This is a genomic window from Microbacterium sp. p3-SID336, assembly GCF_025143365.1.
GTDB lineage: Bacteria > Actinomycetota > Actinomycetes > Actinomycetales > Microbacteriaceae > Microbacterium.
Genome location: NZ_JALXPE010000008.1, coordinates 49,383 through 74,304, shown reverse-complemented (window position 1 = coordinate 74,304; position 24,922 = coordinate 49,383). Strand labels below are relative to the sequence as shown.

The following is a 24,922-nucleotide window of genomic DNA, read 5'->3' as shown; positions in this document are numbered from 1 at the left end:
CTCGGAGTATGACCACGACGATCAAGGTGAGCGACGACCTCCGCGATCGTCTGAAGGAGCAGGCGGCCCGTGACGGGCTGACTCTCGGCGCGCATCTCGCGCACCTCGCCGATGCGGAGGATCGACGCCGGCGGCTCGAGTCCCTGCGCGCCGCCGTGGCTGCCACCTCCGCCGAGGCCGCCGCGTCGCACGCGGACGAGACCGCGGAGTGGGAGATGACGGAAGCCGCGGACGCTCGGTGACGGCAGAGCGCGACCTCGCGCCCGGTGCGATCGTGTGGGTGACGCTGGAGCCGGTGCGCGGACGTGAGCAGGGCGGGCATCGGCCGGTCCTCATCGTCTCCTCCGCCGGATACCTGGACGCCGTGACGACGCTCGTGATCGGGCTGCCGATCACGACGAACGACCGCGGCTGGCCCAATCACATCCGCGTGGAGGGACCCAGCGGCCTCGATCGACCCTCGTGGATCATGACCGAGCAGCCGCGCACCCTGACGCGGGAGCGGATCACCGGCATCTCCGGCTCCGTATCGGCCCCGTGCCTCGCCGCGGTGCGGCTGTGGCTCGGCGACTTCCTCGACCTGTGACGGTGGCCGGACAGGCCGAGGGCCCCGGCGTCCCCAGATCGCCGAGGCCCTGCGAGGGTGCCGCGCCTGCAGACCGCGGCATCCCCCGAGCAGATGGTGTCCTGTCGTTCTTCGCACTCCCCAGTGCGCGATTCCCCAGATTCGACTGCGCCTCCCTCGCGCCCCGCTCTTCGAGGCCCTTCGCCTGGCACCTTCTGAAGAACAGGAGGGCACGGCTGCGGTTCTGATACACCGATTGGAGAAAAAGGATCAGAATCCGTCGCCGTGGCACTGGAACGGTGCGATCACGCCCGTCGCGGCGACCGCCGAGGTGAGGGCATCGGCCGGAGCCTCCCCGGCGGCGAGTGCCGCGTGCACCGCACTCAGGAGCTCGCACGCATCGTCGTCCGGCACCGCGACCGGAGCCGCGATCACGCACTCCGTCCCCGCGTGCAGCCACACCCGCGTCATGCCGAGGGCCTCCTCGCCCCACCGCACGGACGACCGTCCCAGCTCGCACGCCGAGAGGATCACGGTCCGCGGAACCCGGGGGATCAGGTCGACGTCGTACCCGAACAGGATGCCGTCGCTCAACTCGAACCCGGAGAACAGCGGATTGTCCACCGCATGCCGCCCGTGCGCGGCGATGTGCAGCACGTCGGCCCCTCCCGCGAGCGCTGTCACCGCGGCCACCGTCGCCGCCGAACCCTCGCGTACGGCCGTCGCACCGAGACCGCGCCAGGCGACCGCAGCGCGGGCCACCTCCTCGCCCGCCCTGGGCACACGGGGGCCCGCTGCGAAGCCCACCGCTGCGGCCTCGGCCCTGGGTCTCCGCTCCTCGCCGAGCCAGCGCGACACCGATGTCGCGAGAGTGAAGGGCGCACCGCGCATGCCCGGGAGCATCGCCCAGGGCACTCCGCCGAGGATGCCCGGCACCGTGATCGCCACGCGCGAGGCGTCCGGGGCGGCACGGCGCATCGGGGCCAGCAGGTCCGCGTCCAGCCGCTGCAGGCGCGTCGCCAGCGCCCGCTCCGTGACGGGGCCCATGGCGCCGCCCCTGGTCAGCGCGGCCATGTCCAGGTCGGCCCGCAGGCCGTCGAGCGCTGCCCGCACCCGCGGCCACGCCAGGTCCACGACGGTCGCGTCGGTACGGGTCACCGCCACCCCGAGCAGCGCGGTCCCCGTGAACACGTACGCCAGCACGGCCGCGTCCGCGGGAAGGACCGCCGCGACCTCGGTCAGCCCGAGCCGCTCCCTGGTCGCGCCCGACCCGGTGGCCGACCACTGCCGTTCCCGCACCCGGTCCCGCAGCGCGCGCACCCTCGCATCGGTGGTCCAGTCGGCCCCGGCGAGCTCGGCGCGCAGCATCCGCAGCTCGGCCAGGTCCGTCGCGAGCTCGGTGTCGTGCGGCGGCCGCACGGGCGCGACCTGCTGGCTGAGGTGTCGTGCCCGCTCGGACCACGCGAACAGCGTCTCCGGGTCGCGCAGCCGCGCCGCCGCCGCGAGTCCGGTGAACATCAGGTCGCTGCCGTGCATCGCGACGGACGCCTGCAGGTCGAGGGCTCCGAACGACTGCTGCCAGCCCGCGAGCAGCTCCAGTCCGTCCGCCGCCGCCCGCAGCGCCTCCCGGTCCCGCCCCTGCAGGGCCGCCCGTGCCGCCCTGACCTCGTGCGCGCGCAGCCGCAGCGGCGTGGGCGCCGACGCCGGGATGCGGGGCAGACGTCGTGCGTCCCCTCTCCGCGCGGTCAGTCGCAGTCCCGCGGCTTCGGTCCGGAAGCCGGCGCGATCGAGATCCCGCGCGACGCGCTCGCACTCCGCCGCGTCGATCGGGCGGTCGGGGCGGGAGCGCTGCCGTGCCTCGAGCCGCACGGCGTCGGCCCGCGCCGCCCAGCCCGGGTTGGCGAGCGCCGCGAACCGGCGCGCGGCACGGCGGGCGGCGCGCTCCGCGGCCGGCGCGTCGTGGCGCAGCAGCGATCGCGCCAGATGGAACTCCGCCTCGCCGCGGGCTTGCCGCATCCGCTGCGCCCCGAACTGGACGGCCACTCGTTCCAGCAGGGCCTCCGCCTCGGTCGTGAGACCCGCGTCGCGGAGCACCTCGGCGCGGTCGAGGTCGCTGATCGCGGCCGCCAGGTCGCTCAGCTCGGCCAGGGCCGGACGGGACCGGGTCATCAGCGCGAGCGCGCCGACGAGGTCGCCGCCGAGCAGCGCCGCATACCCCAGGTTGTGCGTGGCCTCCGCGAGCGGGCCGTGGGCGTCGGTCACCTCGTAGATCGCGATCGCGCGGCGGAGGTCGCTGATGCAGGGGTCCAGTTCGCGCCGCTGCATGCGCACCACGGCGCGGTTCATCAGGCAGTTGGCGAGTTCGGTGGTCTCCGCCCCCGCGAGGGCCTCGACCGCACGGGACAGCATCTCCTCGGCCTCGGGAAGCCGCCCGCGATGCATGAGCAGCGTCCCGAGCTGACCGCTGAGCAGCGCGACCGTCTCCGGCCGCAGCCCGTCGCGGGAGAGGGCCGCACGGCACAGGGCCTCCGCGGCAGCCGGATCCCCGGTCTGCGTGAGCACGTAGGCGCTGGTGCCGTCGATCCGCGCGCGCAGGTCGGGATCGTCCGTGCGGGCGGCGGCCGCATCGAGCGCGCGTCGAGCCTGGGTGAACCGCCGTGCGTTCGCCGCCTCGACGCCGCGCCGGTGCAGCTCGGTGGCGGACAGGGGCATTCGTCCAGGATGCCGTGCCGCCGACGCGCGGGGAAGAGCGGCGGGCCGTCAGCCGCGGTCGGTGGGTGTCGGCAGCGCGGAGAGCACCGCGTCCACGGCCTTCGCCGCCACCGCTGCGCTCACGCCCTGCGCCGGCACCGTGCCCAGCTGTGCCGCGATGCGTCCGGCCAGGTACGGCGCTGCGAACGACGTGCCGCTCCACACCGCGAAGCCGCCGCGATAGTCGTCGGGGTCCAGGGTCTCGCGCCGCAGACCGTCGACGTCGGCTCTGGTCGCCGCCTGCGCCCCGCCGAGGAAGGCGGGCGAGGTGCTGACAACGGCCGCTCCCGGCGCGTACACGTGCACCCAGGGGCCGACGTTGGAGAACAGCGCGACCGACTTCGCGGACGGGTTCAGCGCACCGACGGCGACGTGCGGCGCGCCCTTGTCGACGGGCAGCCCGTTGTCCGAGCCCGGCCACGGCCACAGCGAGGCGGGGAACGAGGGGCGGTCGATGGCGTCGTTCCCCGCCGAGCACACGACCACGCAGCCGAGCTCGCGCGCCTTCGCGAGCAGCTCGTACAGCGTGCGGCTGAACAGGCCGTCGGTCGGGGTCTCGTGGTAGTAGCTGAGGGACAGATTGAGCACGTCGATGGGGAAGCCGGTCTTCGGGTCCTCGCGGTGCCGTCGGAGCAGCTCGACGACCTGCGCGACCGTCTCCAGCAGCGTGCTCTCGTCGACCACGCCGAGCGCACCGGCGACGCGGATCGCGAGGATGTCGGCGTCGGGCGCGCACTGCCGCACGATGCCGGCGATGAAGGTGCCGTGCCCCGCGACGGCATCGATCTCCCCATCGAGCTGCCCGTACAGATCCGGGTAGCGCTCGGGGTCGGCGTCGTCCGTGAGCCCGACGGGGACGCCGTCCAGTTCGACGTGCCTCGTCACGACGTCGGCGGGCAGCCAGGAGTGCTCGCCGCATCCGGTGTCGAGCACCGCGACGACCGGACGCCGTCCCTGCTTCGGAGCCCGCGACCGCACAGGCGCAGGGCCGAGCCAGGTGACCGGCTGCCTGGCGCCGCGCCCCGGCTCGAGGTAGTCGTCGCTGCCGCCGGTCCCGGCTCCCGCGCCGCGCACGGGGTTCGTCCGCGTGAACGGGTTGGTCCGCGTGAACGGGTTCGTCCGGGTGAAGGGGTTGAGCCCGACGGGGTCGATGGAGAGCACGTGCTCCAGGCTGGTGCGCGGCATGCTCGACCGGGACAGTCGGCGGGCGCGCTGCAGCACGCGCCAGGCGTCCGGTGCCACCGGAGACTCTCCCCTGGTCGGCTCATCCGGCGTGGTCAGGCGCGCACGCAGGAACCCGGCGACACCGGGGACGAGCTCGCCGTCGCCGGTCTCCCGTGCGGAGGACTCGATCTCCAGCCGCCAGCCGAAGGAGTCGGCGGCATCGCGCAGGGTGCGCACCTCGCGGTCGTAGGCCTCCTGATCGCCGACCACGCGCGTGATCAGCAGTCGCTCCGGCAGGTAGGCGGTGGGGAACGCGCGGATGCCGTCCACCGGCTCCGTGCTCGGGTCGAGCGCCGTGCCGCGGCGGATCGATCCCTCCGCGCGGTCCTGCCACGTCCATCCCTGGGGCTGCTCCATCGGTCATCCTCTCCGCGGGTCGCCCGCGTCGTCGTCGGGCGCGGGTCTCACAGTTCGAACTGCGGGGTCTCCAGCGTGCGCTCCTGGTCGGCGACCGTCGTCGTCAGGCGCACCCTGCTCAGGCCGGGCGGCACCTCGTCGAACACGAAGCGCCCGGTGTCCTCGGGTGTCGTGGTCTTGGTGCGATCGCCCTGCACGAGCTCGATCTCGGCCGAGGCGGTGTCGACCCAGCCGTCGATGCGGCGGCGCCCTGAGGCGGTCGTCGTCACGTGCAGCAGGACGCTGGTGGTGCCGTCGCTGAACTGCAGCGTGAGGGCGTCGGCGTCTCCGCGGACGGCGCCCAGGTGCCCTTCGACGAGGGTGAGCAGAGCGTACTCGCGGTTCAGGCCATCGGCGGCGACGGCGGCGACCATGCGGTCGATCAGGCCGGCCGGCACCGGATCCACGTCGTGCCACAGTGCGCGCAGCCGGGCGAACAGGCGGGCGTCTTCGACATCGGTCATGGGGTGCCTCCCTTCCGCGGTGCGGGCGCGTCGAGCAGGTCGCGCAGTTTCGCCAGGCATCGGCTGCGCGTGGGCCCGATGCTTCCCACGGGCATGGACAGGTCGGCGGCGATCCTGGCGTAGTCGGGGCGGTCCTCGAAGGCGATCACGCGCAGGAGTCGTTGGCAGCGTTCCGCGAGGCGGCGAACGGCGTGCCAGAGGCGACGGTTCTCGTCGCCCAGGGTGGCGTGCTCTTCCGCGGAGGCCTGCTCCGGAAGAAGCGCGTCGAGGTCGTCCGACTCGGCGGTGTCGACCCGGCCGTGCGCCTTGCCGATCTTCCACGCCTCGCGCCGGGCGGTCGTGGTGAGCCAGGCGGAGACGGCGCGCGGGTCGGCGATGGAGCCGTGGCCCCGCACGAGCTGCAGCCACGTCGTCTGCACGACGTCCTCGGCGAGGGTGCGTTCGAGCCCGTAGGCGCGGACGACGTGCCAGAGCACGGGCGTCATGAGACGCACCAGGTCGTCCATCGCGCGGCCGTCGCCTTCGCGCCATGCGCCGAAGAGGTCCGCGGCACGTTCCCACCGTGCCCGGCCGTCGTCGGATGCAGGATCGAGGGGGGCGGCGCCGGGAGCACCGTCGATCATGAAGCCCATTGTGATCACACCTACCAGGAGCGCGGCAAGAGCGGCCTGATACATGTCCGCGTCCAAGAATCTCCGCCGGTGGTCGGCGTGGGTCGGCGCGTGCCTTGGGTGAATCTCGCCGGACCGAGACTCATCCACAGGCCCCGAAACGGACTGGTATCATTATTGATACCGTCATCGACCATGAGCAGCATCGAGAGGATCGAGGCGCAGATGCGTGCCAGCCCGCGCGGCGTGCGGTTCGCGGATCTCGTGAAGGTGTGCGATCACCATTTCGGGGACCCGCGGCACCATGGCACGTCGCATCGCGTCTACCGGATGCCGTGGCCAGGAGACCCGCGGGTCGACATCCAGAACGACCACGGCGCCGCCAAGGCCTACCAGGTGCGTCAGGTGCTGGCGGCGATCGACCGACTGAAGGGATCGGGCGCATGACCGAGACGAGAGCAGATCACTACACGTACCGTGTGCGCTGGTCAGCGGAGGATGACGCCTATGTCGGTACGGTGGCCGAATTTCCGTCGCTGTCGTGGCTGTCCGAGGACCAGGCGGACGCCTTCCTCGGCATCCGCGCTCTGGTGGCCGACGTGCTGGAGGACATGGCCGCGAACGGGGAGAACCCCCCCGTCGCCATCGCCGACCGGTCGTACTCGGGCAAGTTCATGGTGCGGCTCACACCCGAGGCGCATCGACGCTTGGCTCTCGACGCCGCCGAGCAGCACGTGTCGATCAACAGGCTCGCAGCGAGTCGCCTGATCGGCGCGTGACTCAGTCGTTCGCGAAGCGGGCGGCGTGCGCGGCCCAGCGGGCCTCGACGGGAAGCCCGCGCAGCGCCCGGTTGCCGAGTGCGAGGCCGGCGGCGATCAGGCACAGCGCCGCGCAGATGAGGATGGTGCCCTCGCGGCCGAGGCCCGCCAGGCCGAAGCCGGCGATGAGCGGCGCGAAGGGCATGGCCCCCATCGCGAGCACGCCGAGCGCACTGTTGGCGCGACCCAGCAGCCGCGTGGGCGTGGCGACCATGAAGTAGCCCATCATCGCGGCGTTGAGCGCGGGCAGCGGGAGCACCGAGGCGCCGAGCACGATAGCGATGGCCCAGGGCTCGCGCACCGTGGTGAGCACGACGGCGCCGACCGCGACCACCGCGAGACCGCTGACGGCGAGCACGCCGGCGGGGATCCGCGGGACGAGCAGGGGCGCGATCACGGCGCCCACGAGCATCACCGCTCCGATCGCCGCGCTCAGCGTGCCGATCACGAGCTCGGAGTAGCCGTCCTGCTGCAGCGCGTACACGACCGTGGTGATCGCGGCGTTGAAGCCGAGGTTGACGATGGTGAGGATGGCCATCAGGCCGGACAGGTCGCGCCGGGCGAACAGCCACGTGAAGCCCTCGCGCAGCTCCTGCCAGGCGTTCGGCCGCACGACCTCGGTCCTGTCGGTCGTGCGGGTCGCGGTCCGGTGTGCCGCCGCGCCCGCCGTCCTGGTGCCGCCCGACTCCGCCGTGTCGGCTGCGCCGGTCGGGTCCTCGTCGGCCTGCGCGCCGGTGTCGGCGATCCCGGCGCGGGCGGTCTGGCGCCGCAGCATCCAGGCGGTCACCGCGGCGATCAGGTGGCAGAGCGTCATCACGGCGCCCACCAGCCACCCGCCGATCCCGAGCAGCAGGCCTCCGAGGGGCCCGCCCGCGAGCTGGAGCGCAGCGTCGCGCCCCTGGTTCGCGGCCTGCGCGCGCCCCATCGCCTCGTCCGGGACGATCTCCTTCAGAGCGCTCTCGCCCGCCACGTCGAACAGGCCGCTGCGAGCGGCGAGCAGCACATCGAGCACGAGCAGCGTGGCGAAGGTCAGCGCGTCGCCCAGCGCGAGGAGCGTGAAGGCGCCGGCGAGCACGACGCCGATGAGCGAGCCGAGCAGCATGAGCACGATGCGGCGGTGCCGGTCGGCGAGGACACCGCCGGCGAGGGTGAGCAGCACACGGGCGACCAGTCCGGCGCCGCCGATGATGCCCGCCTGTGCGGGGTCGTTCGTGACGATCAGCGCCAGCAGCGGGATCGCGAAGCCGAAGAGCGACGCCGCCAGCCCTTTGCTGGTGTCGCTCACGAGCCAGGTGAGGTAACGGGTGTTGCGCCACAGGCGATGGGGGGTGGTGACCGTGCTCATGCTGCGAGACTAGATGCGCAAGAAGAATTGCGCAACTGTAGGTGCGCAACCATCGGACTAGGATCGGGGCATGGCCGACGACGCGGAGAAGACCTCGGGCGAAGACGCCGTCTTCATGACGTCGGCCATGCTGAAGGCCTACTCCCATCCGCTGCGCCGGCAAATCCTCCGTCTCATCTCCCGCCGCGAGTACCTGCGCGCGGCCGACATCGCCGTCGAACTCGGGGTTCCGGCCAACAGCGCCAGCTTCCATCTGCGGGCGCTCGCCGAAGCGGGGCTCATCGAGGAGGCCCCGGAGCGTGCGCGGGATCGGCGCGATCGGGTCTGGACCGGTCGTAAGCGGGCCCTGAACGTCGGGGGGCCGGAGAGCCCCGTGACCGACGAGGCGCTCGGCGGCGCCGTGGTGGCCGCGCTCGCGGAGGACCACCAGGAGCTCGTGCGGCGCGTGATGGCGTGGACCCCCGAATACGTCTCCGGCCGCACCACCGAGGTGCACGCCTCGTTCGTGCAGCGCACGATCCGGCTCACCGAGGCGGAGTTCGACGACGTCATGCTCCGCATCAACGACGTGCTGTCCGCCGCCGACGAGGCGCACGACGGGGCCGACCCGGGCGGTCGCTACTGGCAGATGGACATCGTGGTCGCCGACGACACCATCTGACGTCACTCCTCCCGATCGGCTCCCGCACCGCTCAGGATGAGGATGCGCCGGAGGTGCATCGCCGTGAGCACGCCGGGGCCCATCGAGCTGCGCGCGTCGATCGTGCGGTCGTCCACGCGCTCCAGCAGGAGACGGATCGCCCTGGCGGCTTCGCCCCGACGACGGTGTGCCTCGCTCGAGCCCGGCTCCGGCTCGGCGATCACGTCGGCGACCGCATGGCAGGCGGCCGACAGAGGCTCGGGCAGCGCGGGATCCAGCGGTATCGCGGCGGGGCGGTCCCAGATCGTGTCGGCCGTGGAGTCGGCGATGTCCCTGATCAGATGGGCGATGCGGTCCAGCGTCGACAGCTCCTCATGGATGTGGGTGGTGCGCACGTGGCGACGACGGGCGCGCGGGTTGTAGCGCACGCTCTCGTCGGCCTCCGCGAGCGCCGCCCTCAGGTCGGCGGTCGTCTCGGCGAGGGCGGCCGCGTCATCGGCCCACTGCGCGGTCTCGGGCGGCCACGACTCCGACACCGCAAAGCCGATGTCGTGCAGGTGCTCGCCGAGCTGCGTGCGGAAGGCCTCCACGCGCGCCTCGGCCGCGGCGGCGAGCGGGGCTGGCGCGATCAGCAGGTTCACGAGCAGGCCGATCACCACGCCGACGGCCATCTGCGCGAGGTACCCCACCGAGTAGTCGTCGGCGTTCTGCCCGCCGATGATCAGCACGAACAGGGCCGCCATCGGCACGTACTCCTTGCCGACGCCGAACCAGCCGGTACCGGACACCAGCACGCCGAGCCCGACGACGAGCGGGATCGACCACCACGTCGGGCCGACCGTCAACACCACCAGCGCGGCGAGGCCGATACCCGCGGCGAGACCGAACAGCGTCTGCAGGCTCGACCGCATCGACCCCATCAGCGTGGGGTACATGCTGACGAGGGCGCCCAGCGGCGCGTAGTACGGATACTCGTCCGTCACCCCGGGCATGTGCGGGGCGATCGCCCACGCGAGCCCGACCGCGAGCGCCGTCTTGACGACGAGCAGGAGCCGGGGCACACGCACCGCCTCGCGCAGCGTGCGCGCCAGGTACGAACGGCGCTCACGCAGCCGGAGGCGCGGGTGGTCGCGCAGGCGGTGCGAATCAGGCGACACGGCATCCTCTCCAGGGCGATCGGGGGTCGGTGGTCCTGCCCCTGGACGCTACGCGCAACGGCGGCGTGTCCGACAGGGGTTGCCTCCGGCCTGGTCTGCGGGTAGCGCCCGCAGGCGGATGCCGCGGCGCACAGGAGTGCGTGCCGCGGCATCCGCGTGGCCTCGGGGTGGGATCAGGGGATCGTCCGCCGGAAGGCGAGGAACGAGACGAGGCTCAGGGCGGCGGTGATCACGAGGCCCCACAGCGCGAGACCGAGGGCGCCGAGATCCATGATCGCCGCGCCGACGTGGTTCCACAGGTCGAGCCGCGTCGCGAGGAACACGAGCCCGACGAGGATCAGGCCCAGGCCGATGCTCACGATGAGCAGCACGAGCTGTCCCCAGCTCTTGTAGATCGTCGCGCCGGTGAAGCCGATCACGAAGAAGAACAGGGCGAGGGTGAAGTACACGACGAAGGCGCCGACCGGACCCGCATCCCACAGCCACGGCAGGTAGAACACATAGCCGTTGATCCCGTACCCGTCGGTGAGCATCTCGATGCCGCCGCCGATGAGGAAGATCACGCCCATGATCGCACTGCCCAGGACCGCGGTCAGCATCGTGCCGAAGAAGAACTCGCGGCGTGTGATGCTCATCGCCTGCGAGAACGGGAACGTGAGGGTCATCGCCGACATGCCGACGGCGAAGAAATACCACAGCGGCGCCTGCCCGCCGCCGCCGTACTTCGGGGTGTCGACCGGGATCATGGCGTAGATCAGGACCGAGATCACCACGGCGGCGGCCAGGATCATCAGCGGGTACCAGATGAACGTGCCCTTGTTGATGAGCTGCAGTCGGATGACGTTGAACGTGCGCATCAGCGGACCTCCTCCTTCGTGGTGGCGGCTCTCTCGGCGGCGCCGCTCTTCTGGGTGAGTCGGACGACGAGCTGCTGCAGTGAGACCGGGGTGAGGTCGAGACCGGTGGCGACGACCTCGGCGCGCTCCTCCGGGGAGAGCCTTCCCATGACGGTGACAGAGGCCACCCGTCCGAGCTCGTCGCGATGCAGGACCTCGCGGCCATCCGACCAGGCGTCGACGAGTGCGGCGTCGCCGACGACGTTCACCGCGCGGTCGCGCACCGCGTCGGTGTCCTCGTTCAGCAGGATCTGTCCGTTGTCGATCACGATGACCTTCTCGATGAGGTTCGACACCTCGTCGATCAGGTGCGAGGACAGGATGATGGTGCGCGGGTGCTCGGCGTAGTCCTCCACGAGGCGGTCGTAGAAGATCTGTCGCGCGACCGCGTCGAGCCCGAGGTACGGCTCGTCGAAGAACGTGATCTCGGCGCGGGAGGCCAGGCCGATGATGACGCCGACCGCGGAGAGCTGGCCGCGGGACAGCTTCTTGATGGTCTGCTTCATGGGCAGCTGGAACTCGGCGATGAGCTCGTCGGCCAGCTGCTGGTCCCAGTTCGGGAAGAACAGGCTCGCCGCCTTGAACGCGTGCTTGGGGTAGGCGTCGTCCGGGTACTTCTGGCTCTCCCGGACGAAGCAGATCCGACCGAGCACGTGCGCGTTCTCGTAGGGGTGCTCGCCGAACACCCTGACGGTGCCGGAGGATTCGAAGTTCTGGGCGGTGAGGATCGACATGAGGGTCGTCTTGCCGGCGCCGTTGCGGCCGAGGAGCCCGTAGATCGAGCCCCCCTCCAGCGCGAGCGTCACATTGTCGAGCGCCCTCTTGTCCTTATAGCGCTTGGTGAGATTCTGCACCTCGATGACGGCGGTCATGCGGGGTTCTTCCCTTCTGGGGTGGGGGTGTGTGCGGCGCGCTGGCGGAGCAGTGCCGCGAGGTCATCCGCACCGAGGCCCAGCGTGCGGGCTTCGGCGAGGAGCGGGTCGATGTAGCGGTCGGCGAAGGCGGCCCGGCGCTCGCCGAGGAGCAGCTCCCTGGCGCCCTCCGAGACGAACATGCCGATGCCTCGGCGCTTGTGGAGCACTCCCTTGTCGGTGAGCATGGCGACTCCCTTCGCTGCGGTGGCGGGGTTGATGCGGTAGAACGCGGCGAGCTCGTTCGTGGAAGGGGCCTGCGCCTCCTCCGCCAGCGAGCCGTCGAGGATCGAGTCCTCGATCTGCTCGGCGATCTGGAGGAAGAGCGGCTTGCCTTCTTCGATCACGAGTCCTCCGCGGTGTTGGTGGGTTACTTACTCAAGTAAGTAACCATAGAACCATCCCGCGCGTCAACCCTTCGACGGAAATCCACTCAGGTCGCGTCGCGCTGCGCCCGCCAGTCGTCCGCGATCTGCGCCATCCGCACGGACAGGAACCGGAGGAACGCCGCCAGTTCCGCGGCACGATCGTGCGCCCCGCGGTCCTCCTCCTGCTCCACGGCGATCTCCTCGATGTACTCCGAGAGCCGCGAATACACGGGGAGGTTGCTCACGATCGACAGGGCGAACGTGTCGTGCATGAACTCGTACCGGTCGCGACGGTCACCCGGTCGTGAGCGCCGCTGGATGAAGTGCAGCTGCTGCAGATAGCGCACCGCCCCCGACACCGCGGCGGGGGAGACGCCGAGCCGCTCGGACAGCTGCGCCGCGGTGTACCCGCCGTCCGGCGCCGCGACCAGGGCCATCATCACCCGAGCGGGCATGCGCGGCATCCCCGCCGCCGTCATCATCGCCGCGGCCTGCTCCGCGGGCTGCACCCCCCGGTGCTCCCTCGCCTGCTCCCCCGGCTGTACGCCCCGGTGCCCGCCGTTCCGGTCCCCCGCGCCGCCGTCCCGGTCATCCCGCATCGCCGCCATCGCCTCAGCCTCCCGTCGTCAGCTCGCGCCGGCGCATCAGGACCAGTGCGGCGGCTGCACCGACGCCCAGCACCAGCAGCAGCCACCACCCGCCGCGCAGGTCCACCGCGTCCCCGTCGACCACAGGGGTCACCGCGAAGGGTGACAGGTTTGCGCTCCACTCCGGCAGGCCGAACAGCGGCCCGAACATGCCGAGCAGCGCGGCCAGCATCACCAGCGCCCACGCGACCGCGATGCTCGCCCGCGGCAGCAGCACGAACACGAGCGCGGTCAGCACGGCGAACACCATCGCCGCGACCGCCTGCCCGGCACCGGCGACCGCGACGATGCGATACAGCTCTCCCGTGCCGCCGCGGCTCCACACCCCGAGCCACCCTGCCGCGACCGCGGCACCCACCACGATGACGACCGCGGCCGCAGCCACCAGCAGGTGATCGCCCAGCCACCGCACGCGTCCGGTCGGGGTGGCCAGCACGAGCTCAGCCGTCCCCCGCGCCTCCTCCTGCCGCGCGCGCACCACGGTCTGCACGGCGCAGCACGCTGCCAGGATCCCCAGCAGCGTGAAGAACACGGTCACCACGACCTCATCGAGCCCGCCGGATGCCCCGCCGATCTTCTCCAGGATCTCGGTCACCGCCGGATTCTCACCCGCGATCCGGTCCACCACGTCGGCCAGCGTGGTGGCCAGCAGTCCGGTCAGCACGCCGCCGACCGCCCATCCCGCGATCGCGCCCGACGTGAGGCGCCACACCAGCGCGTGCGCGGAGGACAGGGCCGGTCGTGCGGATGTCCGCCCACGGCGTTCCGCGACGAAACCGGCGTCCACGTCGCGGACCGCCTGGAGGGCGAGCGCCGCTGCGCACCCCAGCAGCCCGAGGACGAGGCCGAGCAGCACGGGCCAGGCGGTGTCGGTGTCGTACGGACGCGTCTGCTCCGCCCACCCGAAGGGCGAGAGCCACGCGGGCCAGGCGCTCGTGATCCCGGAGAGGTCGTCGTTCGGGGTGCCGGCGGCGTTGCCGATGCCGCTCACGAGGAACGCGGCGACCAGCACCCACACGCTCGCGGCGTTCGCTCCGCGCGAGGTGCGCAGGAGCTGCGCGAACAGCAGCGCGATCCCGAGGAAGGCGACGCCGCACGATCCGGCGGCGGCCCCCATCAGCAGCGACCCGGCCGGTGCGAGCCCACTCGCCAGGAGCGCGAGTGACGTGAGGGCGGCGAGCGTGACGTTCGCGAGCAGGCCGTGCACGACGGTCGCCACCGTGGGAAGCCGTCGTCCTGCCGGTGTCGCCCACACCAGCTCGGCCCTGCCCGCCTCCTCGTCGCCTCTCGTGTGCCGGACCGCGAGGAACGTGCTCATCAGCGCGGCCAGAAAGGCCAGCCACGGCAGGATCAGGAACGCCAGGAAAGCGCCCTCCGAGGTGCCGGAGGGCAGACCGCGGAACAGGAGGATCACCGGGTTGGCGAGTGCCGCGGCGAGGAGGTTCTGTCGGTCGGCGAGGGTCGCGTAGGACTGGCTGACGCCGGCGTACCCCGCGAGTGCCATGAGCGCGGTGCCCACGATCCACAGCGGCACCTGGAGGCGATCGCGCCGGATCCGCTGACGCAGCAGCAGGGCGAGGCGCGTCATCGCCGCTGCTCCGCGCGGGACCGGCGACTGCGACGCAGACCCTGCCCCGTCTCGCCGGAAGCACCGTCCTCCGCGGCCTCCAGCGACGCGAGATCGTCGCCGTAGTGCCGCAGGAACAGCTCCTCCAGGGAGGGAGGCGCCACGCGCAGATCGCGGATGCCGAACGCCGCGAGCGCGGGCAGCACGGTCGCGGTGCGGTCGCTGTCGACGGTGAGCCGGACGCGGTCGTCGTGCACGGAGGCGTCGTGCACGTCAGGGATGCGGTTCACGGCGTCGAGGGTGACCCCGGCCGCCGTGAACGACACCTCGCTGCGGGTGAGGTGCCGCAGCTCGGCGAGCGTGCCCGTCTCGACGATGCGTCCGGCGCGGATGATCGACACGCGGTCGCACAGCTGCTCCACCTCGCTCATGATGTGGCTCGACAGCAGCACCGTCGCGCCGTTCGCGTGGGCGCGGGCGACCTCGCGCTGGAAGATCACCGCCATGAGCGGGTCGAGGCCGCTCGTCGGCTCGTCGAGGATCAGCAGATCGGCGGGCACGGCGAACGCGGCGATCAGCGCGACCTTCTGGCGGTTGCCCTTGGAGTACGCCCGACCCTTCTTGCGCGGATCGAACTGGAACGCGTCGAGCAGCCGCGCCTTCTCGCGCCGGTAGGCGGCCTCGTGCGTGCGGGCTCCGCGCAGTCGGGCGAGCAGGTCGATCGCCTCGCCGCCGGAGAGGTTGGGCCACAGGCTCACGTCGCCCGGGACGTAGGCGATCCGTCGGTGCAGCTCGACGGCGTGGCTCCACGGATCCTCGCCGAACACGAGGGCCGTGCCGCCGGTGCGCCGGGCGAGGCCGAGGAGGATGCGGATGGTGGTGGACTTCCCTGCGCCGTTGGGGCCGAGGAATCCGTGCACCTGGCCCGGCTCGACGGTCAGGTCGAGGCCGTCGAGCGCGTGCACGTGCCCGTAGTGCTTGGTGAGGCTCTGAGTGGCGATGACGGTGGTCATGTGCGCGAGCGTACGCCCGCTTCACGAAGTTGTGAATACTGTGAAGGCGACACATGCGAAATCCTCACGGCCCCCGCGTACAGTGGGCTGGTGCCGGAGTTCCCCTACAGTCGCCTGCGCCGCTGGCCGGACGTGGAGGCGGAGAACCTCCAGGCGTACGACGCCACCGACCTGCTCCTGGTCGGGCGCGCGCGGGACTCCGGGGTCGACGGCTCCGACATCGCGGTGATCGGGGACGAGTACGGCGCGATCACCCTCGCCCTCGTGCACGCAGGACTCCGCGGCATCCGCGTGCACCAGGACCTCGCGACCGGCCGCCGCGCGCTCGCCCGCAACGCGCAGGAGCTCGGGCTCGTCTCCACCCCCGGCGAAGGCGAAGGCGATGGCGCCGCACGCCCGCTCCGTGGTGCCTCCGCCGCACCCGAGCCGGGCCGCGGCGAAGACGACGGCGCGGCACACCGGCTCCGGGGTGCCCACGGCGCACCCGAGGCGACCGACCTCCCGTTCGTCCCCCACGAGCTCGACGAGGCGCTGCTGCGGGGCGCGCGGCTCGTGCTGCTGCAGCTGCCGAAGGCGCTCGCCGAGCTGGAGGAGATCGCCGATGCCGTCGCGCGCTGGGCGGCGCCCGACGTGGTGCTGGTCGCCGGAGGTCGTGTGAAGCACATGACCCTGGCGCAGAACGAGGTGCTGGCGCGTCGGTTCGCGCACGTGCAGCCGCAGCGGGCCGAGCGCAAGTCCCGGCTCGTCGTGGCGTCCTCGCCGCTGCCCGTGCCCGTGGCGCCGCCCTTCCCGGTGCGGGAGCAGCACGACGGGCTGACCCTGGTGGCGCACGGCGGGGCGTTCGCCGGCGCCCGGCTCGACATCGGCACCCGCGTGCTGCGGGACGTGCTCGCCGTCGACGGTTCACAACTCCGGAGAAACGGGCGCGTTCGAGCCGATTCGAGCCCATATCGGCCCGAGAACGCGGATTCTTCCGGAGTTGTGAACGGCGAGGGCCGCCGCGTGCTCGACCTCGGCTGCGGCACGGGCGCGCTCGCGGTGACGTGGGCCCTCGCGCACCCCGGCGACGCAGTCACGGCGACGGACCGCTCGGCCGCGGCCGTGGCCTCCGCGCGGGCGACCGTCGACGCCAACGGCGTGGCCGACCGGGTCGCGGTCACGCACGACGACGCGGGTTCGGCGCTGCCCGACGGCTCGTTCGACACGGTGCTGCTCAACCCGCCGTTCCACCTCGGCAGCAGCGTGCACACGGGGGCGGCGACCAGGCTGTTCGAAGCCGCGGCGCGCCTGCTCCGGCCGGGGGGAGAGCTCCTCGCGGTGTACAACTCGAGCCTCGGCTACCGGCCGGAGCTGACGCGACTGATCGGGCGCACGGAGCAGCTGCGCCGCACCCCCAAGTTCACCGTGACCCGCAGCGTCCGGCGACCGTGAATCACCTGCCGCCGGGATTGCTAGACGGGCGTACTATCCCCCGGTCAGCCGCGGAAACCCGGGAGCGTCGAAGCCGCGGGATTTGCCCCTGACCGGCCATTTCGTTACGTTGGAATGCGGGCCTGACGGCCCGAAGACCAGTCCGCGACCGCGTCCTTCTTTCGATGAGCTGTGCTGCGAAGAGGCGTGGGCGTACGGTTGGTCCTCTCTGCGGCGGATCCGAAATCCACCGCCTGCGCCGCCACAGCGATGATGTCGAACGGCCTCGTGAGGATCACCCGGGCGTGACCGAAGCAGGCTCAGCCACCCGAGGCCGAGCCGCAGGGGAAACGTGTCCGACATCGCACTCGAAGCGCGCCATCTGTACAAGGTGTTCGGGAGGAATCCGAACGCCGCCGTCCGCCGTCTGAAGGAGGGGGAGAGCCGCGCCGCCGTCGCCGACGCGGGGACCGCCGCCGTCATCGACGCCAGCTTCACCGTGACCCGCGGTGAGATCTTCGTCATCATGGGCCTGTCCGGATCGGGCAAGTCCACCATCATTCGCATGCTCAACGGCCTGCACGAGATCACCGACGGCACCGTGACCGTGGGAGGCGACGCCATCACGGGCATCCCGGCCGGGCGTCTGCGCGAGATCCGCCGCGACCGCATCTCGATGGTGTTCCAGCACTTCGCCCTGCTGCCGCACCGCACCGTCGCCGCCAACGTGGCCTACCCGCTCGAGCTCAAGGGCGTGGCGAAGGCCGAGCGGCTGGCGAAGGCCGAGGAGATCCTCGCTCTCGTCGGCCTCGAGGGCCAGGGCGACAAGCTCCCGGCCGAGCTCTCCGGTGGCATGCAGCAGCGCGTCGGCATCGCCCGCGCGCTCGCCGCCGACAGCGACATCCTGCTGATGGACGAGGCGTTCAGCGCGCTCGACCCGCTGATCCGCCGCGAGATGCAGGAGCAGCTGCTGGAGCTCCAGCAGAAGCTGCAGAAGACCATCGTCTTCATCACGCACGACCTCAACGAGGCCATGTTCCTCGGCGACCGGATCGCGGTGATGCGGGACGGCCGCATCGTGCAGATCGGCACGCCGGAGGACATCCTGATGGACCCGGCGAACGACTACGTCGAGCAGTTCGTGCAGGACGTCGACCGCGCGCGCGTGCTCACGGCCGCGAACGTCATGGAACGCCCGCGCCCCGTCGTCGCCGAGACCGCCGGACCCCGCACGGCCCTCCGCCAGATGCGCGACGCCTACATGTCGGCCACCTACGTGGTCGGCAAGGACCGTCAGCTGGTCGGCGCGGTCACCGACCGCGACGCCGTGAAGCTCGTCCGCCAGGGCGTCACCCGGCTCGACTCGGTCATCAAGCCCGTGCCCCAGAGCGTGCGCGAGGACGAGGTGCTGATGAACCTCTTCGTGCCCGCCGTGGAGTCACCGCTGCCGCTGGCGGTCACCGACGGCGACGGGCGCCTGGTGGGCGTGATCCCCCGGGTCACCCTGCTCGCGGCGCTCGGCCCCGGCCCCGGCGCCACCGAGGAGATCCTGCTCCCGATGATCCCCATGCCGCAGGCGGAGATCGACGCGGTGCTCGACGACGGGTGGACGGCCGAGCCGCTGCCCACGGCATCCGAGACGGAGGAGGTGCGCTGATGGACGGGTTCCGCATCCCTGTGGGCGACTGGGTCGCCGCGGGTGTCGACTGGATCAAGGACAACCTCGACGGCCTGCTCGACGTGGTGTCGTTCGTGGTGGGCTTCCTGGTGGACGGCCTCACCCGCGCGCTGCTCACGCCGCACTTCGCCGTGATCATCGTGATCGCCGCACTCATCGCATGGCTGGTGCGCTCGTGGCAGCTCGCCGTGGGCACCGTGCTGTCGTTCGGGCTGATCGTGGCCATGGACCTGTGGGTGCCCGCGATGCAGACGCTCGCGCTCGTGCTCGTCGCCGCCGTGGTGGCCGTGCTGATCGCGGTGCCGCTGGGCATCTGGTCGGCCCGGAATGCCACGGTCCGCGCGGTGCTCAAGCCCGTGCTGGACTTCATGCAGACCATGCCCGCCTTCGTGTACCTGATCCCCGCGATCGTGTTCTTCGGCATCGGCGTGGTGCCCGGCCTCGTGGCGACCGTGATCTTCGCGCTGCCTCCGGGCGTGCGCCTGACCGAGCTCGGCATCCGCGGTGTGGACTCCGAGACCGTGGAGGCCGGGCACGCGTTCGGCGCCACCCCGGGGCAGATCCTCCGCGGGATCCAGCTGCCGCTCGCGATGCCGACCATCATGGCCGGAGTCAACCAGGTCATCATGCTCGCCCTGTCGATGGCGGTCATCGCCGGCATGGCCGGTGCCGACGGCCTCGGGAAGATGGTCGTCGAGGCCATCTCGACCATCAACATCCCGAAGGGCGTCGAGGCGGGCCTCGGTGTCGTGCTGATCGCCGTGTTCCTCGATCGGGTGACCGCGGCGTTCGGGGCCGCGGGCGAGAACCGCTCGTCGCTGCTCGGTCTGCGGAAGCGTCGCGCTGCGGGGCAGCACCCGTCCGCGCCCTCCACCGGTGCCGCCGAAGCCCCGTCGCAGCCCGCGCCCGTCGAAGCCGAGCTCACCCGCGCCTGATCCGTCGTCCCCTCCCGCGGAGCGGCGGGATGCTCCGGCCTGCCCGGAGATCCCGTCGTCCGCATCCCTGAAATCACATACGGAACGCAAGAGAGAGAAGCACATGAAGAAGAAGATCCTGACCCTCACCGCCCTCGGCGCCGCAGCAGCGCTCACCCTCGCCGGATGCAGCGGCGACGGCGCGGGCGGGACCAGCGGCGGCGGAGACGGTGCCGAGGACAAGGGCACCATCACCCTCGGATTCCTCCCCTCCTGGACGGACGGACTCAGCACCGCCTACTTGCTGCAGGACCAGCTCGAGAAGATCGGCTACACGGTCGAGATGAAGACGCTCACCGAGGCCGGCCCCCTCTACACCGGTCTCGCGCAGGGCGATGTCGACATGTACCCGTCGGCCTGGCCCGAGCTCACCCACGCCGAATACATGGACGAGTATGGCGACGACATCGAGGACCTCGGCGCGTACTACGACAACGCCAAGCTCACGATCGCGGTGCCGGAGTACTCCGACCTCACCTCGATCGAGGATCTCGTGGGCCAGGGCGCCGCGTTCGACGGCAAGATCTACGGCATCGAGCCGGGCGCGGGTCTCACCGCGCAGACGCAGAAGATGATGCCGGAGTACGGCCTGGACGGCGAGTACGAGCTCGTCACGTCCTCGACCGCGGCGATGCTGACCGAGCTGAAGACCGCGACCGACAAGCAGGAGGACATCGTCGTCACGCTGTGGCGCCCGTTCTGGGCCAACGACGCCTTCCCCCTCAAGGATCTCGAGGACCCGAAGGGCGCGATGGGCGAGGCTGAGGCGCTGCACTTCCTCGGCACGAAGGGCTTCGCCGAGGAGTTCCCCGAGGCGGCGGAGCTGATCGAGAAGATCAAGCTCGACGACGAGCAGTACGGTGCGCTCGAGGACCTCGTGGTGAACGAGTACGGCGAGGGCGAAGAGGCCGCGGCGGTCGACGCGTGGCTGGAGAAGTACGGCGACCAGTTCGACTGGGTCATCACCAGCTGACGCCCGCCAGGGCATGCACAGGAGGGTCTCCCCCACGGGGAGGCCCTCCTTCGTCGTCGGTCACCCCCCCTTACGGTTCGCGCGCGACGGTGGGACCATGGCCGCTCGTGGACCCGCCGGGTCCGGAACGGAGCGGGGAACGATGTGCACAGGACTGAGCTTCACCACCGCCGATCACTACTTCGGCCGCAACCTGGATCTGGAGTTCTCGTATCACGAGACCGTGACCGTGACACCGCGGAACTTCACCTTCCCGTTCCGACGACTGCCGGAGCTCACGACCCATCACGCGATCATCGGCATCGCCACCGTCTCCGACGGCTACCCGCTGTACTACCACGCGAGCAACGAGAAGGGCCTGAGCATGGCGGGGCTCAACTTCCCGGACAACGCGTACTACCCGCCGGAGGGGTCGGGCGGCCCGGAGGTCACGCCGTTCGAGTTCATCCCCTGGGTGCTCGGCCAGTTCGAGACCGTGGCGCAGGTGAAGGACGCGTTGCGTTCCGTGAGCCTGGTCGACATCTCCTTCAGTGAGGCGTTCCCCCTGTCGCCCCTGCACTGGATCATCGCCGATCGCACGGCCTCGATCGTGGTGGAGAGCGTGCGCGACGGGCTGAAGGTCTACGACAACCCGTGGGGCGTCCTCACCAACAACCCCACGTTCGACATCCAGAGCTTCCGGCTGAACGACTACTCGCATCTGTCGAACCGGCAGCCGGACAACACGTTCGCGCCCGAGGTGCCGCTCGACCTGTACAGCCGCGGAATGGGCGGGATCGGACTGCCCGGCGACCTGTCCTCCTCCTCCCGGTTCGTGAAGGCGGTGTTCACGCGCATGAACTCGGTGTGCGGCACCTCCGAGTCGGAGTCGCTCAGCCAGTTCTTCCAGATCCTCGGCTCCGTCGCCCAGCAGCGCGGGTGCGTGCAGGTCGGCGACGAGGAGAAGTACGAGATCACGATCTACTCCTCCTGCTGCAACACCGACAAGGGCATCTACTACTACACGACCTACGAGAACAGTCAGATCACCGGGGTGGACATGCACGCGGAGGACCTCGACGGCACCGAGCTCGTGACCTACCCCCTGGTCACGGGCCAGCAGCTCGCGATGCAGAACTGAGCGGCGCCTTCCCGGTCCGAATCTCGGCGCTGGTGCGCGGGTGCGAGCGGTGGGCGCGCCGCCCACACAGCCCCCGTCGGACCGGGGCATCGGCGTGGGTGTGTGCGCGGGTGTGTGAGTGAGGGGGCCCGCGGCCCTCAAGGCGCTCGTGCGAACGGTGCGGGCACGACTTCCGCAAGCCCCTCATCCGATCCGCGGGCGCGGCGTAGCCTGTGCGCGTGGACGGGTTCGCGGCGGTCGACTACGGGTTCGCCCGCGAGGTCCTGCAGCGGGGCATCGCGGCGCTGTACCTCGTCGCGTTCGTCTCCACGCTGAACCAGTTCCGGGCGCTGCTGGGCGAGCACGGACTGCTGCCCGCACCGGCGCTCCTCGACTGGGTCGCGCAGAAGAAGGAGCGGCGACGCCTGCTGCACCCCACGCTGTTCACGCGTGTCCGCTACACCGACCGCCGCCTGGTCGCGCTGTCGTGGGCGGGCATCGCGCTCGCGGCCCTGCTCGTCGCCGGGGTGCCGCAGCTCGGGCCGCCCTGGGTCCCGATGCTGTGCTTCCTGGGGCTGTGGCTCGGGTACATGTCGGTCGTGAGCATCGGGCAGACCTTCTACTCCTTCGGGTGGGAGATGCTGCTGCTCGAAGCCGGGTTCCTGGCGGCGTTCCTCGGCTCGCGGGATCAGCCGCCGCCGGTCGTGGTCATCGTGCTGTTCTGGTGGCTGCTGTTCCGTCTCGAGTTCGGTGCCGGGATGATCAAGATCCGCGGAGGAAGGGAGTGGCGCGACCTCACGGCCATGACCTTCCACCACGAGACGCAGCCCATGCCGGGGCCGCTCAGCCGCCAGGCGCACCTGCTGCCGCGGTGGTTCCACCGGCTGGAGGTGATCGGCAACCACGTCGCGCAGCTCGTGGTGCCCTTCTTCCTGTTCGCGCCGCTGCTGTCGCTGTGGGTGCCGGGGCCGGTGCCGCAGCTCGTGGGGACGGTGGCCGCGGGCATCGTGATCGCGACGCAGCTGTGGCTCGTGCTCACCGGCAACTTCGCGTGGCTGAACTGGGCGACGATCGTGCTCGGGTTCTCCGCCGTGGGGCTGCCGGGGGTGGGGGCTGCCGTTGCCGTTCCGGAGACCGCGGCCCCGTGGCTGCTGTCGGGGCTGCCGCTGTGGTGGGTCGTGGTGACCTCGGTCGTGGGGGTGCTGTTCGTCGTGCTGAGCGTGCCGGCCGTGCGCAACCTCTTCGCACGGCGACAGCTGATGAACGCGAGCTTCCACCGCTGGCAGCTCGCCAACGCCTACGGCGCCTTCGGCACGGTCACGCGCGAGCGCATCGAGATCGTGGTGGAGGGGTCGGACGACGAGGAGGGGCTGCACTGGCGCGAGTATGAGTTCCACGGCAAGCCGGGCGACGTGCGGAGGATCCCGCGGCAGTTCGCTCCGTACCACCTGCGGCTGGACTGGCTGATGTGGTTCCTGCCGCTCGGGCATTCGCTGGACGACTGGTTCACCGTGTTCCTCGTGCGACTGCTGGAGGCGGATGGCCCGACCCTGCGCATGCTGCGGGTGGACCCGTTCCACGGAGAGCCGCCGCGGTGGGTGCGAGCCGTGTCCTACCGATACCGCTTCGCGACCCGCGCCGAGCACCGTGCCGAGGGCGTGCACTGGGTCCGCACGGGCCGCCGCGTGGTGCTCGGCCCGGTCGGACTGCGCTGACGCGCGCGGGGTGGGGCAGGGGTGGGGCACGCGGGGTCAGCCGGGGCGGGCGGCGGTGGGCGTGCGCCGAGTTGAAGGAGATCGCACGGATGGAAGGACGGGTGGGTGGGATCAGTCCTTCGAGGCGCGAGATCTCCTTCAACTCGTGCGGCTTTCGTGAAGGGGTGGCCCGGTGGGTGACGGTCCGGCGGGCGGGCGGTGGGCGGATGCGGGGATGAAGGAGATCGCACGAGATGAAGGACGAATGGGTGGGATCAGTCCTGCAAGTCGCGAGATCTCCTTCGTGCCGTGCGGTCGAAGGGGTGGGTCAGCCGCGCGGGGTCAGTCGGACGGGGTCAGTCGGACGGGGTCAGTCGGACGGGGACGGGGACGGGGTGGGGGCGCCCGGGGCGAGGCCGAGTGAGGGGGCGACCGTGTTCAGGCCGGCGGTGAGGCCCAGGGCCAGCGCGTCGCCGATGTGCCCCACACCCGGGATCTCGTTCAGGGTGAGGTTCATGCCCGCGGCCTTGGCGGCGTCGGCGAGCCGTCTCGTGCCGGGACCGAACGAGCCGTCCTCGGTGCCGGTCGTGATCGCGGCGGTGACTCCGGCGTACTGCCCGGTGTTCCGCGCCAGGATCGCCGCGGGCTTGTCCGCCTCCCAGGCTGCGGAGTCTCCGCCGTACACGTCGGCGCGGACGCGGTCGGCGTACTCCACGCCGGGGAACTCCTCCGGGGAGACCGCGACCAGCGTGCCCCAGACCGTGGGGTCGAGTGCCGCGAACTTCACGGCGCACACGCCGCCGCTGGAGTAGCCGCCCAGGATCCAGCCCTGGGGCTGCGTCCCGACGTGCAGGTTCTGCTGGATCCAGGCGGGCACGTCCTTGCGGATGTACGTCTCCGCGTTGCCGTACGTCTTCGAGTCGGCGCACGCCGGATCGCGGCCGTTGCCGACCTGGTCCGCGATGACGACGATCGGGGCGAGACCCTTGTGCGCCGCGGCGAACGCGTCGAGCGTGGGCGTGATCATGTCCGGGCTCGGAGTGCCGGGATAGCCGAGCATGAACACCATCACCGGCAGCAGCGGTGGATTCTTCACCTGCGCGGCGGGCGGCAGATACACGCCCGCCTGCCGGGCCTGGAAGCCCGAGGTCGCGCCGGGGATCACGACCGTTCCGACCTTCCCCTGCGCCGGCATGTCCGCCGGGGGCTGCCACGAGTCGTACAGCGACTTCTCCGGCTCCGGGGCCTCGCTGGTCGTGACGTTCGGAAGGTCGATGGGCTTGGAGACGACGATGCCGAGCGCGTCGGCCACCGTCTTGTTGATGCCGTAGAAGGCGTTGATGCCGATGCCGCCGGCGAGGGCGAACACCGGGATGGACACGGCGGCGATCACCTTGCGCCACCACCGCGAGTCCCACAGGTTCACGACCGCGAAGCCGATCGCGCCGCACGTGGCGAGCAGGAGGAAGAGCACTTCGACGGTGAGCTCGCCGCCGAAGGCCTTCGTCTGATTCGCGATGAAGTACACCCCGAGGCCCACGGCAGCGCCCGCGAGGATGCCGATCGCGGAGGTGAGCACGCGGCGCCAGGTCGGGCGGCGGAGCAGCAGGTACAGCGCGCACGCGGCGGCCACCGTGTACACGATGGTGGGGACGGGGCCACCGAGGATCTGGATCTGGAGGAGGGCGTCCACGTCAGGAACGCTCCGTGTCGGCGATGCT

Annotated in this window: 24 protein-coding genes; 11 read left to right on the top strand and 13 right to left on the bottom strand. The window is 71.3% G+C overall.

Features of this window, described 5'->3' with window-relative positions:
• Nucleotides 1–8: 8 nt before the first annotated feature.
• Nucleotides 9–242, top strand: coding sequence for a hypothetical protein (locus tag M3C17_RS03885; RefSeq protein WP_259976330.1), 234 nt, complete (start codon nt 9–11; stop codon nt 240–242).
• A complete protein-coding gene (locus tag M3C17_RS03880; RefSeq protein WP_259976329.1) occupies nt 239–586 on the top strand; it encodes a type II toxin-antitoxin system PemK/MazF family toxin in 348 nt (115 codons plus the stop codon). Before M3C17_RS03885 ends, M3C17_RS03880 begins: the two co-directional genes overlap by 4 nt.
• A 249-nt stretch (nt 587–835) precedes the next feature.
• On the opposite strand, the gene M3C17_RS03875 is transcribed toward M3C17_RS03880, so the two are convergent.
• Genes M3C17_RS03875 through M3C17_RS03860 form a run of 4 tightly spaced genes read right to left on the bottom strand, consistent with a single transcriptional unit; the run spans nt 836 to nt 6,023 of the window.
• Nucleotides 836–3,277 carry a CHAT domain-containing protein gene (locus M3C17_RS03875; RefSeq protein ID WP_259976328.1) on the bottom strand — a complete coding sequence of 814 codons (2,442 nt, stop codon included), beginning with the start codon at nt 3,275–3,277 and terminating at the stop codon, nt 836–838.
• Nucleotides 3,278–3,325: 48 nt separating this feature from the next.
• The gene (locus M3C17_RS03870) at nt 3,326–4,897 is read right to left on the bottom strand and encodes a S8/S53 family peptidase (RefSeq protein WP_259976327.1); all 1,572 of its coding nucleotides are present in this window, start codon (nt 4,895–4,897) and stop codon (nt 3,326–3,328) included.
• 47 nt (nt 4,898–4,944) lie between these two features.
• Nucleotides 4,945–5,400, bottom strand: coding sequence for a hypothetical protein (locus M3C17_RS03865; RefSeq protein ID WP_259976326.1), 456 nt, complete (start codon nt 5,398–5,400; stop codon nt 4,945–4,947).
• Nucleotides 5,397–6,023 (bottom strand): RNA polymerase sigma factor, encoded by a 627-nt coding sequence (locus M3C17_RS03860; RefSeq protein WP_259976325.1) that lies wholly within the window; start codon nt 6,021–6,023, stop codon nt 5,397–5,399. Before M3C17_RS03860 ends, M3C17_RS03865 begins: the two co-directional genes overlap by 4 nt.
• Before the next feature lie 183 nt (nt 6,024–6,206).
• Here M3C17_RS03860 and M3C17_RS03855 point away from each other — a divergent pair, with 183 nt between their 5' ends.
• Together M3C17_RS03855 and M3C17_RS03850 are read left to right on the top strand one after the other, a co-directional pair.
• On the top strand, nt 6,207–6,458 hold the full coding sequence (locus M3C17_RS03855) for a toxin HicA (protein WP_259976324.1): 252 nt from the start codon (nt 6,207–6,209) through the stop codon (nt 6,456–6,458).
• Nucleotides 6,455–6,790 carry a type II toxin-antitoxin system HicB family antitoxin gene (locus M3C17_RS03850; RefSeq protein ID WP_259976323.1) on the top strand — a complete coding sequence of 112 codons (336 nt, stop codon included), beginning with the start codon at nt 6,455–6,457 and terminating at the stop codon, nt 6,788–6,790. Before M3C17_RS03855 ends, M3C17_RS03850 begins: the two co-directional genes overlap by 4 nt.
• Nucleotide 6,791: 1 nt before the next feature.
• Here the strand turns inward: M3C17_RS03850 and M3C17_RS03845 are convergent, their stop codons facing one another.
• Complete coding sequence (locus M3C17_RS03845) at nt 6,792–8,174, bottom strand: MFS transporter (protein WP_259976322.1); 1,383 nt, start codon at nt 8,172–8,174, stop codon at nt 6,792–6,794.
• A gap of 70 nt (nt 8,175–8,244) precedes the next feature.
• On the opposite strand from M3C17_RS03845, the gene M3C17_RS03840 reads away from it, so the two are divergent.
• Nucleotides 8,245–8,835, top strand: a complete 591-nt coding sequence (locus M3C17_RS03840) for a helix-turn-helix domain-containing protein (RefSeq protein ID WP_259976321.1) — start codon at nt 8,245–8,247, stop codon at nt 8,833–8,835.
• A gap of 2 nt (nt 8,836–8,837) precedes the next feature.
• On the opposite strand, the gene M3C17_RS03835 is transcribed toward M3C17_RS03840, so the two are convergent.
• The 7 genes from M3C17_RS03835 to M3C17_RS03805 all read right to left on the bottom strand — a co-directional run bounded on the left by M3C17_RS03835 (nt 8,838) and on the right by M3C17_RS03805 (nt 15,373).
• Complete coding sequence (locus tag M3C17_RS03835) at nt 8,838–9,971, bottom strand: aromatic acid exporter family protein (protein ID WP_259976320.1); 1,134 nt, start codon at nt 9,969–9,971, stop codon at nt 8,838–8,840.
• A gap of 173 nt (nt 9,972–10,144) precedes the next feature.
• The gene (locus M3C17_RS03830) at nt 10,145–10,828 is read right to left on the bottom strand and encodes a hypothetical protein (protein ID WP_259976319.1); all 684 of its coding nucleotides are present in this window, start codon (nt 10,826–10,828) and stop codon (nt 10,145–10,147) included.
• Nucleotides 10,828–11,739 (bottom strand): ABC transporter ATP-binding protein, encoded by a 912-nt coding sequence (locus M3C17_RS03825; RefSeq protein WP_259976318.1) that lies wholly within the window; start codon nt 11,737–11,739, stop codon nt 10,828–10,830. The genes M3C17_RS03830 and M3C17_RS03825 overlap by 1 nt, the downstream gene beginning before the upstream one ends.
• Nucleotides 11,736–12,125, bottom strand: a complete 390-nt coding sequence (locus tag M3C17_RS03820; RefSeq protein ID WP_259976317.1) for a GntR family transcriptional regulator — start codon at nt 12,123–12,125, stop codon at nt 11,736–11,738. The genes M3C17_RS03825 and M3C17_RS03820 overlap by 4 nt, the downstream gene beginning before the upstream one ends.
• Nucleotides 12,126–12,211: 86 nt before the next feature.
• The gene (locus M3C17_RS03815) at nt 12,212–12,754 is read right to left on the bottom strand and encodes a GbsR/MarR family transcriptional regulator (RefSeq protein WP_259976316.1); all 543 of its coding nucleotides are present in this window, start codon (nt 12,752–12,754) and stop codon (nt 12,212–12,214) included.
• Nucleotides 12,755–12,758: 4 nt separating this feature from the next.
• The gene (locus M3C17_RS03810; protein WP_259976315.1) at nt 12,759–14,381 is read right to left on the bottom strand and encodes an ABC transporter permease; all 1,623 of its coding nucleotides are present in this window, start codon (nt 14,379–14,381) and stop codon (nt 12,759–12,761) included.
• Entirely contained in the window at nt 14,378–15,373 is a 996-nt protein-coding gene (locus tag M3C17_RS03805) for an ABC transporter ATP-binding protein (protein ID WP_259976314.1), read from the bottom strand. The genes M3C17_RS03810 and M3C17_RS03805 overlap by 4 nt, the downstream gene beginning before the upstream one ends.
• Before the next feature lie 90 nt (nt 15,374–15,463).
• Here M3C17_RS03805 and M3C17_RS03800 point away from each other — a divergent pair, with 90 nt between their 5' ends.
• The 6 genes from M3C17_RS03800 to M3C17_RS03775 all read left to right on the top strand — a co-directional run bounded on the left by M3C17_RS03800 (nt 15,464) and on the right by M3C17_RS03775 (nt 23,222).
• Nucleotides 15,464–16,804 (top strand): class I SAM-dependent methyltransferase, encoded by a 1,341-nt coding sequence (locus M3C17_RS03800; protein ID WP_259976313.1) that lies wholly within the window; start codon nt 15,464–15,466, stop codon nt 16,802–16,804.
• A gap of 331 nt (nt 16,805–17,135) precedes the next feature.
• A complete protein-coding gene (locus M3C17_RS03795) occupies nt 17,136–18,440 on the top strand; it encodes a glycine betaine/L-proline ABC transporter ATP-binding protein (protein WP_259976312.1) in 1,305 nt (434 codons plus the stop codon).
• Nucleotides 18,440–19,396: a proline/glycine betaine ABC transporter permease gene (locus M3C17_RS03790; protein WP_259976311.1), complete on the top strand. Its 957-nt coding sequence runs from the start codon at nt 18,440–18,442 to the stop codon at nt 19,394–19,396. The genes M3C17_RS03795 and M3C17_RS03790 overlap by 1 nt, the downstream gene beginning before the upstream one ends.
• 103 nt (nt 19,397–19,499) lie before the next feature.
• Nucleotides 19,500–20,408 (top strand): glycine betaine ABC transporter substrate-binding protein, encoded by a 909-nt coding sequence (locus M3C17_RS03785; protein ID WP_259976310.1) that lies wholly within the window; start codon nt 19,500–19,502, stop codon nt 20,406–20,408.
• A 142-nt stretch (nt 20,409–20,550) separates the two neighbouring features.
• Nucleotides 20,551–21,528 carry a choloylglycine hydrolase gene (gene bsh, locus M3C17_RS03780; RefSeq protein ID WP_259976309.1) on the top strand — a complete coding sequence of 326 codons (978 nt, stop codon included), beginning with the start codon at nt 20,551–20,553 and terminating at the stop codon, nt 21,526–21,528.
• A 218-nt stretch (nt 21,529–21,746) separates the two neighbouring features.
• Complete coding sequence (locus M3C17_RS03775) at nt 21,747–23,222, top strand: lipase maturation factor family protein (RefSeq protein ID WP_259976308.1); 1,476 nt, start codon at nt 21,747–21,749, stop codon at nt 23,220–23,222.
• A 349-nt stretch (nt 23,223–23,571) separates the two neighbouring features.
• On the opposite strand, the gene M3C17_RS03770 is transcribed toward M3C17_RS03775, so the two are convergent.
• A complete protein-coding gene (locus M3C17_RS03770; RefSeq protein ID WP_259976307.1) occupies nt 23,572–24,894 on the bottom strand; it encodes an alpha/beta hydrolase family protein in 1,323 nt (440 codons plus the stop codon).
• Nucleotides 24,895–24,922 lie beyond the last annotated feature (28 nt).